Source organism: Bartonella sp. AA1HLJMS, from assembly GCF_042197445.1.
Lineage (GTDB): Bacteria > Pseudomonadota > Alphaproteobacteria > Rhizobiales > Rhizobiaceae > Bartonella.
In genome coordinates this window covers 1-13,476 of the sequence record NZ_JBHIRW010000002.1, presented here as the reverse complement: position 1 = coordinate 13,476, position 13,476 = coordinate 1, and the positions used below count along the sequence as shown (strand labels likewise).

Below are 13,476 nucleotides of genomic sequence, written 5' to 3'. Positions count from 1 at the left end.
GCAAGCTATAGATATCAATTCTCACTTTAATACATCCTTATTGGGATCTGGTGGAAATGCTGCATTTGACATTTCACCTCGTAACAGTTTATAGGCCTCATTCAATTGAATATCATCTTTAGGGTCTTTGGGAACAAAAGCAGCTGAACCAGATCCTTTATTACTTTCTCTTTTTCCTTTGATATGTCCTTTTAATGCAGACTCACCAACTTTTACATCATAACCTTTATATTTTTCAGGGAGTGGTTGCTCTACAATAATATCAGGCGTAATCCCTGTTCCTTGAATAGAAGTGCCTGATGGCGTGTAATAAAGTGCTGTTGTTAAGCGTAAAGCCCCATTTTCACCCAAAGGAATAATTGTTTGAACAGATCCTTTACCAAAAGACTGCGTCCCTAAAATTGTTGCACGACGATGATCTTGCAATGCACCCGCAACAATTTCAGAAGCACTTGCTGAACCACCATTAATAAGAACAATGAGCGGTTTTCCATTGATGACATCACCTGGCTTCGCATCAAATCTTGTCACATCACTCTTTTTGCGCCCACGAGTCGACACAATTTCACCCTTATTGAGAAAAGCACTCGAAACATTAACAGCTTGATCTAAAAGCCCACCCGGATTAAGCCGCAAATCAAGGACGTAACCTTTTAGCTTATCTTCAGGAATTTTAGATTGGATATCTTTAATTGCCGCTAGAAGATTATTTAATGTCTGTTCAGAAAACTGGATAACTCTTAAATATCCAATATCACCCTCAACCCGATATTTCACCGCTTTTACTTTGATAATATCACGAACAATCTTCACTTCAAATGGCTTATCAACGCCAGAACGAATAATTGTTAAGGTAATTGGTGTTCCAGGAGCACCTCGCATCTTATTAACAGCTTCATTCAATGTTTGACCATTCGTTTGTACATCATCAATTTTTGAAATAAGGTCTCCTGCTAGAATACCTGCTTTTGAAGCGGGAGTATCATCCATTGGTGAAACAACTTTAATTAAGTTTTTTTCCATAGTGACCTCAATACCAAGACCTCCGAACTCTCCTTTCGTAGAATCCCGCATATCCTTGGCTTCTTCAGCATTCAAATAAGATGAATGAGGGTCCAGTGATGTGAGCATGCCATTGATAGCGTTTTCAATAAGCTTTTTATCATCTGGAACTGTAACGTATTGCATACGCACACGCTCAAAAACATCGCCAAATATAGCTAGCTTTTTATATGCATTATCTTCATTATTCGCAGCAACAGACTGCACCATAATCATTGAACAGGCGCCGAGCAATACCCCAGCGACCAAAAGAATAACTTTACGAATCATTTTGGCTCCTTCTTATTTTTTCAGTCTGCCACCAAGGAGTTGGATTTACAGGTTTTCCCTGCTTTCTAAACTCAATGTAAAGCATTGGAGAAGTTTTTCCTATATCCAATGCAACACTGTTTGAAATAAATTGCATCTCCATTATACCCAGAGGCTCACCTGAAAGAACAAACTGCCCCTGTTTTACATTAATTCTCGACATTCCAGTAAGAATGATATGATAACCATTTCCAACATTGAGAATGATTAAATGTCCGTAAGAACGAAATGGCCCAGCAAAAGCAACAAAAGCATCTACAGGTGATATAACAACAGCTCCTGACTCTGTTTCTATCGTTTCACCAAAGCGCGTAATCTGCGAACTTTTATTAGAATGACGTATTCTTTTTCCTGAAACAGGAAAAAGTAAAGAACCTTTTCGGCTTTCAAAATTGGACTGTTCTAACAATTGCAAACTTTTCCGTACCTGTACTGATGCATCAGAGCTAAATTTTGACTGGCGGTCGAGCTCTAAAATCAATTCTTCCAAAGACTGCGCTTTTTTAGCAAGAGCAATATTTTTTTGTTGCTGTTCTGTAAGTTCTTTTTCTGATTTTTTTTGTAGTTTGTTTTTTTGGTCTAATAAAAGCTCTAGACGTTTTCGCTGCTCTGCTTGATTTTGCAGTTTTGTCTTTAATGCCTTATATTCCGTAGTAATGGAATTACTCAAATTGGTCAACTCCTTGAGTTTTTCTGTTAAATCTCGCGTTTTCTCTTGCATCTGAGGAATAACAGTACCTAATAAAACAGAACTACGTATAGAAGCCAATGCGTCCTCTGGCTGTATCATAAGAGCAGGAGGCGGATTCAATCCCATACGCTCCAAAATTGCAAGAACTTCCGCAAATTCAGCACGACGATTTTTTAAACTTTGATAGACTTGTACCCGCTTTTCTATCATTTTTTTAAGCTTTTCTTCCCTTTTAGCAATATCATCTGCTACTATACGTTCTTCTTTAGCCGCCTTTATGAGTGCATCACTCAAAACACGTTGATCTTTTTTTAAATGCTCAACTTGATGCATAAGAAAAGCAACACGCTCACGCGAAAGTGTAATATTTTGGCGAATTTCTCCTAATTCTTTATGGACTTCCGTACTCCTCATTGTATCTTCCGCATGCGATACAGAAAAGCAAAAAAATATACTCAAGAGCAGAATGACAAATATGACGCACTCCTCATATAAATATAGCATCTTTCTATGAAGAAGCTTTTTCATTTGCAAAAACCATGACACCTCATCGTATACATTAGAGATGCTTTAAATGGTGTCAGCTAAAACAATATTAATAAACATATAAATAAGTGCTAAAAATTGAACAAAAATATTAAAAACGATGATACGGATGATAATTTTCAATTGTTACAGCGCGGTAAAGTTGTTCTGTAAGAAGAATACGTGCAATTTGATGTGGCCACGTCATCAAACCAAAAGATAAAAGAAAATCAGCACGCTTCCTTATTTGTTCATTATGCCCATCAGGTCCTCCCAAAGCAATGACGACATCTCGAATGCCCTCATCACGATAACACCTCAATTTTTCAGAAAAAGAAATTGACGAAATCGATTCTCCACGCTCATCTAACACAATTAATCGACATTTTTCAGGTAAAAATTCAATAAGTTTTCTCCCCTCTTCCTCCATACGTTGATAAACTGTTTGAGCACGACTTTCTGGTATCTCTTGTAACTTTTTTAAATGAAAGCCTACATCTCCAGAAATTTTAGAAAAACGATCCAAATAATGCTGAACTAATTTTTGCTCCGCCCCACTTTTCATACGACCAACCGCAAAAATAGAAATTTGCATTTTAATGATCTCCGAAGAGAAGCAAAGCCGTATCGTTTAAATCCGGCGTCATCCATATTTTTTCTAAATTATAAAAAAGACGAATTTCTGGACGAAAAAGATGAACGATAATATCACCTGTATCAATCAATACCCAGTCACCTCCAGCAAGCCCTTCTACACGCGCAAGCCCCTGCCCACTATCTTTCCAAGTATGCAATAAATGATCAGCAACAGACGATACATGACGCTGCGAATTTGCTGAAGCTATGACCATATAATCAGCCAAAGATGACTTCCCTCGAATATCAATAGCAACAATATCTTCTGCTTTTGTATCTTCTAAACTCTTGAGAATAACTTCAAGACTCTCACTAACAGAAAAAACTTTTTTTTCTTTTGAAGGCATAATATCGTAAGAGTGTTTGTGTGCAACGTTTTTCAGATCAATATCCTTTCTTATCGTTGTGGAATCTAAAAAAGAGACTTCTCTAAAGAGAAGCAGAATCTTATGAAATGTTCAAGAAAAATCATTCTTCTTCAAACGAAGGTTTGTTGAAGATTGAAAAGATAAAGGTCCATGCAAATAAGTCCAAACTGGTGGCTTGATAAAAGGTAATCGCTTACTTTCTCTCTCATCCAAACGAAAACGGCGATAAATATGTGCCATAGGAGAGGAAAGTGCTGACCGATTGCCTAAAGGACGATCAATAATCGCAATAGGAAGCATAGAGACGATATCATGCCATCGATACCAATGATGTATCGTCGCAAAACTATCTGCCCCCATAATCCATACAAAATTTACGCCACTGTAATGAGTAAGAATATGAAAAATCGTATCTACTGATACTTTGCTCCCTATAGCCTGTTCAAAACCTGTTAAGCGAATTTTTGGATGGTCAATAAGTTTAAAACTTAATTGCATTCTCTCCTCTAAAGAGGGTAACTGTGTACAATCCTTTAAAGGATTTCCTGGAGAGATCATCCACCATAACTGATCAAGATGCAAACGCCGAATGGCAATTTTTGCAACAAGAAGATGCCCCGCATGCGGTGGATTAAAGGAACCACCAAAAAGACCCACAACATTAGATCTTTCAACATGTGGCATACAATTTTTCCATGGAAAAAATGGTGTTCTCAAGCTCTAACCTGACCATTTCCTTTAACGTGATATTGAAATGATGTTAGCTGTTCAACACCTATGGGACCACGTGCATGCATTTTTCCTGTTGCGATACCAATTTCCATTCCAAAACCAAATTCACCTCCATCAGCAAATTGTGTAGATGCATTGTGTAATAAAATAGCTGAATCTAAATGATTAAAAAAATTCTTCACCACTTCTAAATCCTCAGCAATAATCGATTCCGTATGTCCTGATGAATAACGCTTGATATGAGAAATGGCTCCCTCAACACCCTCAACCGTTTTAACAGAAAGAATAGCATCAAGATATTCATGCGACCAATCTTCTTCAGAAGCTAATTTGACATCTGGCATAAGAAAAACAATATCTTCTGTGGCACGAATTTCACACCCCTTTTCCTGTAAAGCAGTTAAAACAGGAAGAAATTTTTTTAATGCTTGGCCGTCAATGAGAACTGTCTCAACAGCACCGCATATCCCTGTTCGCCGCAGCTTTGCATTTAAAACAATATTGCGTGCCATATCTAAATCTGCCGATTTATCAATATAAATATGACAAAGTCCCTCCAAATGAGCAAAAATTGGAACACGTGCATCAGACTGAACGCGGGCAACAAGGCTCTTTCCACCACGTGGTACGATCACATCAATCGCTCCATCCAATCCTTTGAGCATTTCCCCAACGGCAGCACGATCTGTCGTTCCAACCATTTGGATGGCATCTTTAGGTAAACCAGAGCGCTCTAAACCTTGTACCAAAGCTAAATGAAGAGCATGAGAAGAATGAAAGCTATCCGAACCACCGCGCAAAATCGCAGCATTGCCAGCTTTTAAGCACAAAGCACTCGCATCAACTGTAACATTTGGACGACTTTCATAAATAATGCCAATCACACCAAGAGGTGTTCGTACACGACTTATATGAAGCCCATTTGGACGCGTCCATTCATCCATCACTTGCCCAACAGGATCAGATAAACGAGTAACTTGGCGAACACTATCTATCATTGCACGTAAACGCAAATCATCTAATTTTAGCCGATCAATCATTGCAGCTTTCAAATTATTCTGAGCAGCATTCTCTAAATCTTGACAATTCGCCCGTAAAATTTCATCTGACTGAGCCTCTAGACTTAAAGCGATCATTTCTAATGCATTGTTCTTTTGCTCAGAAGAAGCAACGGCCAACGCTGCAGCGGCATAGCGTGCTTTTTGTCCCATATCTTTCATTTGTTCTTCTAAAGTCATCGTAACATCCACTCTGCCAAAACAATAAAAACAAAAGTAACTTTTTTAAACAGTATTGGTCAAGCAACGTACAATCATATCATTACGATGCACCATAGCAGAGCGCGCCTCATACCCAAGAATAGCTTCGATTTCTTTACTTTTATGTCCTATAATGCGTACAGCCTCATCTTTGTCATAGCTTACAAGTCCACGCGCAATCTCAACTCCATCTGTACCAATAATTGCAACCGTATCCCCACGCTGGAAATTTCCCTCAACGCCAATAACCCCTGCAGCTAATAATGATTTTCCTGATTCAAGAGCCCTAATGGCTCCTTGATCAATCGTCAAAACACCAGATGGATCTAAATGACCAGAAATCCATGTTTTCCAAGCATTGACAGATTTCTTACTTGCCGCAAAAAAACTCTTGCGTTCACCTTTGTCAATTGCAGCAAGGGGATTCATACGCTTGCCTGAGGTGATAATCATCGCCGTTCCAGCAGCATTAGCTATTTTTCCGGCTTCAAGCTTAGTCTTCATTCCTCCCCGTGAAAACTCTGAAGCAGCAACATCTGCCATTTTTTCGATATCATGCGTAATGGATGCAACAAAAGGTATAAATTCAGCCGTAGGATCACTATGGGGAGACTTTGTATAAAGACCATCAATATCGGATAAAAGTATTAAAAGATCTGCCCTCACCATTGTTGCCACACGTGCAGCTAAACGATCATTATCACCATAACGAATTTCAGTTGTTGCAACAGTATCATTCTCATTAATAACAGGCACAGCTCCCAAATATAAAAGCATCTCAATCGTTGCACGTGCATTGAGATAACGCCTTCGCTCCTCCGTATCAAATAAAGTGAGCAAAATTTGGCCTGTTTTGAGCCCATGTTGAGCAAGCGCATCACCATAGGTTTTTGCTAACTCAATTTGCCCCAAAGCAGCACATGCCTGACTTTCTTCCAATTTCAAAGTCCCCTTAGGAAGCTGTAGCAATGTCCTTCCTAAAGCAATAGCGCCTGAAGACACCAATAATATCTCTACGCCTTTTTTATGCAATTCAACAACATCATTGATCAAGCTTTTAAGCCACTCAACCCGTAAACCTGCCTGAGGATCAACCAAAAGGGCAGATCCAATCTTGACCACAATACGTTTATAGTGTGTAAGTTTTTGCGATCCAACAGCCATCTCAATCAACCTTGCTATCCCCACTGATCTCCTCTTTGCGTGACATTTCAATAATATGTGCACCAGCACGCAGCACATTTTCTAAACCTTCGCGGCTAACCGCAGAAAACATCATAACAGGTTGATCCGTTACTTTTTGCAAAGCTTCCCGTTTAGCTTCACGCTCTTCAATCGTTAGCGTATCTATCTGGCTTAAAGCAACAATTTCAGTTTTATCACTTAGATTATTTCCATATGCCTCAAGTTCATGACGCACAATTTGATATGCTTTTGCAACATCTTCTTCTTGAGAAGAAATTAGATGAAGCAGTACGCGACAACGTTCCACATGTCCTAAAAAACGATCTCCAATTCCCACACCTTCATGCGCTCCTTCAATTAATCCTGGAATATCAGCCAAAACAAATTCACGACCATCAATACGTACAACACCAAGATGAGGATGTAGAGTGGTAAAAGGATAATCTGCAACTTTTGGTTTTGCAGCCGTTACAGAAGCTAAAAAAGTTGATTTTCCAGCATTTGGTAAACCAACAAGCCCCGCATCAGCAATTAACTTCAAACGAAGCCATATTGCACGCTCTTCTCCAGCCAAACCTGGATTTGCACGACGCGGTGCCTGATTTGTCGATGTTGTAAAGTGAAGATTGCCAAAACCGCCATTCCCTCCTTTTGCAAGGCGATAGCGCTGTCCCACTTCCGTTAAATCACAGATTAACGTTGTATTATCTTCTTCAAAAATTTGCGTCCCAACCGGAACTTTAAGGATGACATCATTACCCTTCTCACCCGTCATATTACGCCCCTTGCCATGCCCCCCTGTTTTTGCTTTAAAATGCTGTTGGTAGCGATAATCAATCAGCGTGTTAAGCCCATCAACAACAAGAGCCCAAACATCACCACCCCGTCCTCCATTCCCTCCATCAGGCCCCCCAAATTCTATGAATTTTTCACGACGAAATGATACTGCTCCAGAACCTCCATTACCAGAACGAATATAAACTTTAGCTTGATCAAGAAATTTCATTGGAAACACTCACTGAGGAATCAATCTCTTTACCTCTATAGGCAATACATTAATTTTACCAGTTTTTCATCATTGATAACAGAAAAACTGTCACTATCGCCGATAACTCTTTGAGAAAAAAATCATCACATCTAAATAGGTTAAGTAAAGTTAAGTCTTCTTAAAAGAAGGCGCTATTCTTGTATTTTTGTTTTTCCCTTAAATTCAAGTGCTAGAAGATAAAGCTCTACTGATTCTGATCGGCTTGCGGGTGGTTTAACATGATAGACTTTTTTAAAATGCTGTTTTAGTATCGTAAGAAGAGTGTTTTCTGCTCCTCCTTGAAAAGCCTTTGCTAAAAAATGTCCCCCAGGCTTAAGAACCGAAAGAGCAAAATCAGCCGCAACTTCACATAAATAAATCGTTCTTAAATGATCCGTCTGACGATGACCTGTTGTTGGCGCTGCCATATCAGAAAGAACCACATCCGGTTTTGTCCCTAAAGTTTCAATTAATTTCTGCGGTGCATCTGTATGCAAAAAATCCATTTCCAACATGGCAACTCTAGGTAATGGATCAACATGTAAATAATCAATACCAATAACGCTAGGATCCTCATCACTTGACCCTACTATACGCTCAACCACCTGACACCAGCCCCCAGGTGCTGCTCCTAGATCAATAACCTTTTGACCTTTTTTCAAAAACCTATAGCGCTCATTAATTTCAATGAGTTTATAAGCCGCACGCGAACGATAACCATCTACTTTTGATTGATGGACATAAGGATCATTCAGATGCCTCTCTAACCATCGTCGTGATGAAGCTTTAATGGTTCCTGCTTTCTTTTTTACGCGCTGATATAATTCATGTGACCCTGAACCTCCATAGCCACCTCTTGGTGTTTTTGTTGTTTTTTTCATCGTTATTCATTGTCTCCATATTTAATTCTCTAACGCTTGAAATCTCTGCTCTTTCTATGACGACACCATACTCCATCGCGTAACATCAGCTCTATCAAAATTCCTTCCCTTAATCCACGATCAGCAACTCTTAAACGCTGACTTGGCCAAACTTCCCGAATAACATCTAAAATTGCACAACCAGCTAAAACTAAATCTGCTCTCTCGCGTCCAATAAAAGGACTTATGACACGTTTTTCTATATCCCATGATAATAGGCGTTGTGTCATAAGTGTAATGTCTGCATCATTCATCCAAATGCCATCCACTTTTTTCCTATCATAACGCTCTAAATTAAGATACATTCCTGCTAAAGTCGTAACCGTACCGGAGGTTCCCAAAAGATGAAACTTCGAACCTTGTGCTAACTCTCCTAATTTATGACGATCTGAAAAATTATTTAATAACCCTCGCACATAGCTTTTCATTTTTTCAAAATCGTCTAAGCTAATATCATTCCCTCCAAAACGTTCAGCAAGCGTAACAACACCAACAGGAAGAGAAGTCCAAGCGATAATTTGTCGAGCTAAACGAAAAGAACGCTTTTGAGAAACATCCAGTAGCACAATTTCTGATGATCCTCCTCCGATATCAAAAAGCACAATTGCGTCAGTATTTGGTTCAACAAGTGTACTACACCCTGTAACAGCAAAACGCGCTTCTGTTTGCCGATCAACAATTTCCAATTCAAGACCTGTCTCCTCCAAAACACGCTGAATAAAATGTCTACCATTTTCTGCAGAACGACAAGCTTCCGTTGCAATCAAGCGATAACGCTTAATATGCCTTTGTTTTAGCTTTAAATGACAAATCTTTAATGCTTCAATCGCACGATCCATAGCTTGTGTATTAAGAAAACCGTTATTTATTAAACCTTCTCCCAATCGTACAATACGAGAAAAAGCATCAACAACACGAAAATATCCAGGTTTACTGGGAGATGCGATAAGAAGACGACAATTATTTGTTCCGAGATCAAGTGCCGCATAAAGAGGTGGAGATTTTACTGGATGGAACCGTCGAAGAAAAGGTGCTTTGAGTTTTTTTGTTTTTTGAGTACCTATCATTATCTGATTATGAAACTCAAAAGCTGTCTCAGATTGAACAAAAACCTGTTTCTGTTCATAATGTTTTTTTCTCTGTTGTCTCTTTATATCAACAAGGACAGAGTATGCCTCTGTTCGTGACAATGCAGAAAGATTATTTGTATTACTGCCGCACTGATCATACAACTGATCTGCTTTGGTATCGTATATTTCTCCTCGCTTTAACTCTTTTGAACCATAATTTAACGGGGTCATGTCCCTTATCCCTTGAGCGTTCCCCCAATAAATAAACGCGAAAACTCTTCTGCTCATTCCTAAATAAAGCAATAATGCAGCATCAAATGATATATACAAGAAATCATTCTTTCTTTTTCTATCATTAAAATTTTCTACACTAACATCATTCAGATTTTTGTATAATCTTTCGGTTGTTTCCGTGAAATCATGCATCTCTTTATGAACTTAAAACTATAAATTAATCGTTTACGTTCACATCAATTTTTATAAATTATGCTCTTTTCTTGATACCATTCACACGGAGCACACCTCTATTGTAACAAACCTACACTATCATACTATTTGCTGACTCTTAAGGTTACAACAACCTATACATTAGTACGGTTTATAAGAAAAAATTTTTTTAATCTCGTTATCCACACACGAGCTTCGTCTGTTATATGCGATGAAATGGCTTTGATTATGCTGGAATAAAAGTTCTGTAGTACCACAAAATGCAATTACAATAGCTGTTATTTTGTGAATACCAATAAAAACCATCATTCAAAAAAATCTCTAGAATTATAAATTTATCTGAAAAATATTAATGCATAATCAGACCGCTTTAAAAATCCATTTGAAGCTTAAAAAAAGAATTTAGTCTACTCATTATTGTAAGGAATAAATCGAGTATTTCTCATCTTTTTTACTTTTAATAACTAACGAAATCATTCTTTAAGCATTACGGGAAACACTAACTTGATTTTCTATTACATATAAAGAACTTACTGTGACTTTATATTCATAAAACTCTCACTCTTTCCAACAAATCACCTCGATATCATATTATATAAAACTTCTTACTTATTTGACCTTATAATTTACACTCAGAAATATAATACAACAATTTATGGAAAAATGACTCTTGTTAAAAATACTCGATGGATTCTAAGGACGGAAAGAATTAAGTGCTGCATTTAACCCTTTAAATGGTACAGTAAAAGAAAATACCTTACCTTCTTTAGTTTTATAGGAAATACGTACCTTATTGTTCTGCTCTATTTGTTTAGTCAAAACCGGCCCTACAGGTGATTGTGCCAAACAAACCGTTTCATTACATTGCGTATAATTAATAAGAACAGGTTTTTTAACATCTTTTACAAACATTTGAATCGGAACATTTATATCAGAATTTGGCAATGTTCGAAAAAGCATCACTGCTTGACCACTTGTCGTAGAAACAAGAGACCAACTAAAAATGGTATTTCCTTCTTGATCATGAACCGTCTGTGTTACATTACATATACCTTGCTTATGTTTAAGCTTTTGTTTTTCGTCACAAATCAAAGTCCAATCATAAAACTGCATAATAATTCGACGTGTTTCGCCAGGTTCTCCCTTAGGTATCGATAAGTGCGGTGGATGCACTGTATAAATATTATTGTTCTCGTTGGCAAAGCTTTCGCTCTTGCCTATTAAGGCAAGAGCAAACAGCAGAACCTTTACTAACATACTTCTCGTTTTTACAATAACAGCCATTTTTTCTATTATCATCTCAACCTCAGAGTAATTCCAGCGCCTATTCCCCAATGACCTCCAGCACTTGTCACAGATACATTCGAGCGAATATTTCCATCTTCAGATGTATAACCAGCACCAATAGCAAGTGCAGATTGACTGCGCCATAAACCACTCCCAAATGAAACACTTAAAGATCCTGGTATATCATAGTAACGTAAGTTGGACACCGCTAGACCAATAGCAGCAGCTTGTCTTGCTTCTTTCCGAACATCCTGAATAGCATAATTCAATGTCTCAAACTTCATATCCGTATAGGATTTCGACTCGTTAACACCATCATTGACAAGACCACTAACTTTCTCATCCGTATACTTATTGGCATCTTCAAGAACTATCTTCATCTGCTCTTCAGTATAATCATGCAACTGACCGCCATTAACAGCTTGCTGAGAACCTGTTTCAATCTTGCCTGCCGCTACATTGTCTATCATAACAGGTTCGCTGTCATTGCCTCCTACTAACGTAATACTATTGGTCTTTTTCCCATCACTATCTTTATCATAGTTAACAACGCCATCTGTTACGGCTACTTCAATATCTTTCACATGTTGATCTATCGTATCTACTTTGTCTTCAACCTCTTTTACCCTCTCATTCGTGCTCCAAAGCTGACCACCATTAACAACTTCTTGCGAGCCTTCTTCTATCTTACCATCCAATACATTCGTAATCTTACTCGACTTACCATCATGCTTCGCATCATACGCACCTTCTTTTTCATTCCAATTCAAACCATTGCTCGCCACATTCTTCTCAACATCATGAATACGCTCGTTGATACTCGTCATACCGTCACTGACACCATCAAAAGCTCCTGCTACATCATGATAGATCTGCTTTTCTGACGAACTACCATCAGAATTGAATTGCGCAACCTTGAATTCCGGAGCCCTCCATTCGCCACCTTCATAGCTAGCTCCTCCTCCTAAATACATCGCTAGCGTCTGATGCAAGGAATAAAGCTGAGAACCATTCACCGCTTCCGTCGAGCCTTCAGAAAGTGTTCCAGCTTTCACGCCAGAGAGACTACGTGTATCACCATTCATGTTTGCAATTGTGATTGCACTACCCTCTTTTTCACCACCTATCTTGATTACCTTCGTAGCATCATCCTGCTTAACAAGACTATCTCCTACAACTTTATTAATCTCATTCTGAAGCTCTTTATGAATATTCGTGAATGAATCACCAACACCAGCAAAGGCAGACGCAACATCATCATAGCTCTGCTCTTCAACGGCACTACCATCTTCTTTGACGATCTTAACTTTGAAACTTGGAGCACTCCATTCGCCACCTTCATAGCTAGCTCCTCCTCCTAAATACATCGCCAGCGTCTGATTCAAGGAATAAAGCTGAGAACCATTCACTGCTTCCGTCGAGCCTTCAGAAAGTGTTCCAGCTTTCACGCCAGAGAGACTACGTGCATCACCATTCATGTTTGAAATTGTGATTGCACTACCCTCTTTTTCATCACCTATCTTGATTACCTTCGTAGCATCATCCTGCTTAACAAGACTATCTCCTACAACTTTATTAATCTCATTCTGAAGCTCTTTGTGAATATTCGTGAATGAAGCCCCTACACCAGCAAACGCTTTGGCAACATCATCATAACTTTGCTCTTCAACAGCACTGCCATCTTCTTTGACGATCTTAACTTTGAAGCTTGGAGCACTCCATTGACCTTCCTTATATTCAGCGCCACCACCTAAAGACTTCGCAACACCGCTCCCTAGTGCATATAGCTGGTTACCCGCTACGGCATCACTTGAGCCTTTAGTTATAGATCCATTGGAAAGCGATGTTATCTTGCTGCTTGCATTCTCTTCACCATGCGTCGCTACAAACGCACCTTTAGACTTATCCCACAACAAGGCGTCAGCCTGAGCAGTGGTAATTTCATTGGTAATCTCTTT

12 protein-coding genes are annotated in these 13,476 nt (G+C 38.7%); all 12 read right to left on the bottom strand.

Going from position 1 to position 13,476, the window contains the following annotated elements:
* Nucleotides 1–21: 21 nt before the first annotated feature.
* A complete protein-coding gene (locus tag ACFIQE_RS01235) occupies nt 22–1,332 on the bottom strand; it encodes a S41 family peptidase (RefSeq protein ID WP_375621160.1) in 1,311 nt (436 codons plus the stop codon).
* Nucleotides 1,322–2,566, bottom strand: a complete 1,245-nt coding sequence (locus ACFIQE_RS01230; protein ID WP_375702803.1) for a murein hydrolase activator EnvC family protein — start codon at nt 2,564–2,566, stop codon at nt 1,322–1,324. The genes ACFIQE_RS01235 and ACFIQE_RS01230 overlap by 11 nt, the downstream gene beginning before the upstream one ends.
* Nucleotides 2,567–2,699: 133 nt before the next feature.
* Entirely contained in the window at nt 2,700–3,182 is a 483-nt protein-coding gene (gene rlmH, locus ACFIQE_RS01225) for a 23S rRNA (pseudouridine(1915)-N(3))-methyltransferase RlmH (RefSeq protein WP_375702778.1), read from the bottom strand.
* 1 nt (nt 3,183) lies between these two features.
* Complete coding sequence (gene rsfS / locus ACFIQE_RS01220; RefSeq protein WP_375646386.1) at nt 3,184–3,570, bottom strand: ribosome silencing factor; 387 nt, start codon at nt 3,568–3,570, stop codon at nt 3,184–3,186.
* Between the two features lie 111 nt (nt 3,571–3,681).
* A complete protein-coding gene (locus ACFIQE_RS01215) occupies nt 3,682–4,275 on the bottom strand; it encodes a nicotinate-nucleotide adenylyltransferase (protein ID WP_375621157.1) in 594 nt (197 codons plus the stop codon).
* A gap of 29 nt (nt 4,276–4,304) precedes the next feature.
* On the bottom strand, nt 4,305–5,561 hold the full coding sequence (locus tag ACFIQE_RS01210) for a glutamate-5-semialdehyde dehydrogenase (RefSeq protein ID WP_375621156.1): 1,257 nt from the start codon (nt 5,559–5,561) through the stop codon (nt 4,305–4,307).
* Nucleotides 5,562–5,606: 45 nt separating this feature from the next.
* Nucleotides 5,607–6,746: a glutamate 5-kinase gene (gene proB / locus ACFIQE_RS01205; RefSeq protein ID WP_375621155.1), complete on the bottom strand. Its 1,140-nt coding sequence runs from the start codon at nt 6,744–6,746 to the stop codon at nt 5,607–5,609.
* Nucleotide 6,747: 1 nt separating this feature from the next.
* On the bottom strand, nt 6,748–7,773 hold the full coding sequence (gene obgE, locus ACFIQE_RS01200; RefSeq protein WP_375707203.1) for a GTPase ObgE: 1,026 nt from the start codon (nt 7,771–7,773) through the stop codon (nt 6,748–6,750).
* Nucleotides 7,774–7,946: 173 nt separating this feature from the next.
* A complete protein-coding gene (locus tag ACFIQE_RS01195; protein WP_375621153.1) occupies nt 7,947–8,675 on the bottom strand; it encodes an RlmE family RNA methyltransferase in 729 nt (242 codons plus the stop codon).
* 29 nt (nt 8,676–8,704) lie between these two features.
* Entirely contained in the window at nt 8,705–10,015 is a 1,311-nt protein-coding gene (locus ACFIQE_RS01190; protein ID WP_375629985.1) for a Ppx/GppA phosphatase family protein, read from the bottom strand.
* A 909-nt stretch (nt 10,016–10,924) separates the two neighbouring features.
* Nucleotides 10,925–11,530: an invasion associated locus B family protein gene (locus tag ACFIQE_RS01185; RefSeq protein WP_273790643.1), complete on the bottom strand. Its 606-nt coding sequence runs from the start codon at nt 11,528–11,530 to the stop codon at nt 10,925–10,927.
* Nucleotides 11,527–13,476, bottom strand: a 1,950-nt coding sequence (locus ACFIQE_RS01180; protein ID WP_375707202.1) for a Vomp family autotransporter, incomplete at its 5' end; no start/stop codon positions are given. The genes ACFIQE_RS01180 and ACFIQE_RS01185, both read right to left, overlap by 4 nt.

What these genes read in the sequence shown, in the direction of transcription:
- ACFIQE_RS01235 (WP_375621160.1), bottom strand. Translation starts at nt 1,332, where the DNA reads ATGATTCGTAAAGTTATTCTTTTGGTCGCTGGGGTATTGCTCGGCGCC.
- ACFIQE_RS01230 (WP_375702803.1), bottom strand. Translation starts at nt 2,566, where the DNA reads ATGCTATATTTATATGAGGAGTGCGTCATATTTGTCATTCTGCTCTTG.
- rlmH (WP_375702778.1), bottom strand. Translation starts at nt 3,182, where the DNA reads ATGCAAATTTCTATTTTTGCGGTTGGTCGTATGAAAAGTGGGGCGGAG.
- rsfS (WP_375646386.1), bottom strand. Translation starts at nt 3,570, where the DNA reads ATGCCTTCAAAAGAAAAAAAAGTTTTTTCTGTTAGTGAGAGTCTTGAA.
- ACFIQE_RS01215 (WP_375621157.1), bottom strand. Translation starts at nt 4,275, where the DNA reads ATGCCACATGTTGAAAGATCTAATGTTGTGGGTCTTTTTGGTGGTTCC.
- ACFIQE_RS01210 (WP_375621156.1), bottom strand. Translation starts at nt 5,561, where the DNA reads ATGACTTTAGAAGAACAAATGAAAGATATGGGACAAAAAGCACGCTAT.
- proB (WP_375621155.1), bottom strand. Translation starts at nt 6,746, where the DNA reads ATGGCTGTTGGATCGCAAAAACTTACACACTATAAACGTATTGTGGTC.
- obgE (WP_375707203.1), bottom strand. Translation starts at nt 7,773, where the DNA reads ATGAAATTTCTTGATCAAGCTAAAGTTTATATTCGTTCTGGTAATGGA.
- ACFIQE_RS01195 (WP_375621153.1), bottom strand. Translation starts at nt 8,675, where the DNA reads ATGAAAAAAACAACAAAAACACCAAGAGGTGGCTATGGAGGTTCAGGG.
- ACFIQE_RS01190 (WP_375629985.1), bottom strand. Translation starts at nt 10,015, where the DNA reads ATGACCCCGTTAAATTATGGTTCAAAAGAGTTAAAGCGAGGAGAAATA.
- ACFIQE_RS01185 (WP_273790643.1), bottom strand. Translation starts at nt 11,530, where the DNA reads ATGATAATAGAAAAAATGGCTGTTATTGTAAAAACGAGAAGTATGTTA.